We start from the raw sequence: 2,700 nt of genomic DNA, 5'->3' as shown, positions 1-2,700 counted from the left end.
GGAAGGAGGGGGGTCGGCGCTCGCGCCGTCTTCTGGGGGTTGAGGTCGGGCGACGGGCGGGCGAGACGCCACCGTAACGACGCAAGCCGTCTTCTGTCCGACGGATGCACGAATTTCACCCGGATGAGAGAGCTTTCGCGCGCGTAGTGGACGGGACATTTCTCAAGCTGGTCATACTTCGCCCTGGAAAGGGAGGTTTGCGTAGATGAGGAAGTTGACGGCATGGGTGGCCCTGGCCGCCTCGGCCCTGACCATCACCGGCTGCTCGGACGGCTCCGCCCAGCACGGCGGTGGAAGCGGTACCGGAAACCAGGATTCCAAGTCGCCCACGTCCGCCGCGTCCTCAGCGGCGCCCACACCCCGCTGGGCCGCGGTCAAGGGGCCCCCGCGCACGATCCCCGCGGTCCGCGGCTTCAAGGCGGCCGACGGCACCGGCTGGCGCGTCTCGAAGAACGCCCGCGTCGTCGTGCCCGCCGGGGCGGACAGCCCGGTCGCCGACGAGGCCCGGCGGCTCGCCGCGGACCTCGGCGGCCTGAAGCTGTCCTGGAAGGACGACGCGCGCCCCGGCGACGTCGAGCTGACGCTCTCGGGCAAGGGCAAGGCGGCGGGCGAGAACAACGCGGCGCCCGCGAGCACCGCCGACGAGTCCTACACGATCACCGCCCGCGACACCCGCCTCACCCTGACCGCGCCCACCGACACCGGGATCTTCAACGCCACCCGCACGGTCGTGCAGTCCGTACGGGCCGCCGGCGGCGTCCCCGAAGGCACCCTCCAGGACCGTCCCGACCGGGCCCAGCGCGGCCTGCTCGTCGACACCGCGCGCAAGCACTTCAGCGCGGACTGGCTGGAGAAGCGCATCCGCGAGATGGCCGACCTCAAGCTCAACCAGCTCCAGCTGCACTTCTCCGACGACCAGGCGTTCCGCATCGAGAGCAGCAGCCACCCGGAGATCGTCTCCAAGGACCACCTCACCAAGGCGCAGGTCCGCCACCTGGTGAAGCTCGCGCGCGAGCTGCACATCACCGTCATCCCCGAGATCGACTCGCCGGGCCACCTCGGCGCGGTGATCGACAAGCACCCCTCGCTCCAGCTGCGCAGCGCCGCCGGCACCGCCCAGCGCGGCGCGATCGACATCTCGCAGCCCAAGGCCGCACAGATCGTCGACGACCTGCTGCGCGAGTACGCGAAGCTGTTCGCCGAGGAGGGTGTGCCCGGGCCGCGCTGGCACCTGGGCGGCGACGAGTACCGCGCCCTGACCGTGAAGTCGCCCGGCGCCACCTACCCGCAGCTCGCGCGCGCCGCCACCAAGAAGTACGGCGCCAGGGCCACCGTCCAGGACCTGACGACCGGCTGGCTCAACGACCGCGAGAAGACCCTGCGCAAGGCGGGGGTGCAGCACGTCGAGGCGTGGAACGACGGCTTCCACGACTCCAAGGTGGTCACCCCCGACAAGGACCGCACGGTGGCGTACTGGACCGGCAAGGAGATCGGCGCCCGTGAGCCCCTGACGTACCTGAAGGAGGGCCGCACGGTCGTCAACCTCAACGACGAGTACCTCTACTACGTCCTCGGCCAGCCGAACGACTTCACCTACCCGACCGGCGAGCGGATCTACAAGGAGTGGACCCCGGCCGTGCTGCGCGGCAGCAGGCCGGTCCCGGCCTCGCTCGCAGGCCCCGACCGCATCCCCGGCGCCCGCTTCGGCGTCTGGTGCGACCTCGCCCAGTCCCAGACCACCGAGCAGGTCGCCCGCGGCATCCGGCTGCCGCTCGCCGCGCTCTCCCAGAAGGTCTGGGACCCGCGCAAGCCGCAGCTCTCGTGGACGGACTTCAAGTCCCGGGCCGCCACGGTGGCGCCCGCGCGTTGAGGGGTACGGACGTACGCCTTCACCCCGGTATGTCACGGTCCGCTGTGACGTTACTGCCGTCCGGCACGCAGTAGGGCGCAGCAAGGGAAGTGCCCGGTGCGAAGGGGAAGGCGTACGTCATGAGCCTGGTGGAACTGGTCGCGCGTGCGGATGCGCGCGGGCTGGCGGCGAGCGGCCTCGCCTGCCTGGACCGCTGCCTGCCGCTGCTCGGCGCGGACGACGACGCGCTGCGCCCGCTGTGGGCGAGCCTGACGGCGGACGGCGCCGAGTGGGGCACCCAGCTCGCGGCGGTACGGGCCGTGCTGCCGCCCGGTCCGGCGGACGACACCGAACCGGCCGTACTGGTCCGCCGGATGCTCGACGACGCGCCGGCCACCCGCTCCGACGAAGAAGCGCTCCGCGCCTGGGCCGACGCCTGCTCCAGCACGGCGCTCCACGTGCACCACCTGCTGGACCACCCCGGCAGGCCGTACGAGGGCCCGCACACCCTCGCGGACCGCCGCGCGGGCCGCACGGACGGCACGACCCCGCTGGTCGAGGCCGAGCTGCGCCGTCAGACAACGATCCTGGAACTGCTGGCGGGGCACGGCCCCGCGGGCCTGCGGCAGGCCGTGGAGATCTCCGCCGAGGGGCGCCGCGTGCTGCGCGCGGTGGTCTCCCGGCAGGCACGCGGCGCGGTCTGAACCCGCCGGGGCCGCGCGGGGGCGGCACTGTGACATTTCCGTCCGTTCGGACGCTGATTACTGTGGAGGCACAGGTGCCCTGATCCGTGCCGCGCCGCCGCGGCCGCCGCGGATCCGCCGAGAAGGGGACAACGGGGTGGGCCGGGG

The 2,700-nt window shown here is 72.6% G+C and carries 2 protein-coding genes; both read left to right on the top strand.

Annotated elements, in window-relative coordinates; all coding sequences use genetic code 11:
- Positions 1 to 205: 205 nt before the first annotated feature.
- A complete protein-coding gene (locus CCS38_RS17600; protein ID WP_223734235.1) occupies positions 206 to 1,870 on the top strand; it encodes a beta-N-acetylhexosaminidase in 1,665 nt (554 codons plus the stop codon).
- A 119-nt stretch (positions 1,871 to 1,989) separates the two neighbouring features.
- Complete coding sequence (locus CCS38_RS17595) at positions 1,990 to 2,553, top strand: hypothetical protein (RefSeq protein WP_223734234.1); 564 nt, start codon at positions 1,990 to 1,992, stop codon at positions 2,551 to 2,553.
- Positions 2,554 to 2,700 lie beyond the last annotated feature (147 nt).

The sequence above is a fragment of the Streptomyces purpurogeneiscleroticus genome (assembly GCF_020024005.1).
GTDB lineage: Bacteria > Actinomycetota > Actinomycetes > Streptomycetales > Streptomycetaceae > Streptomyces > Streptomyces purpurogeneiscleroticus.
The sequence above is the reverse complement of the archived record's forward strand: the minus strand, read 5'-3'. Positions and strand labels throughout refer to the sequence as shown.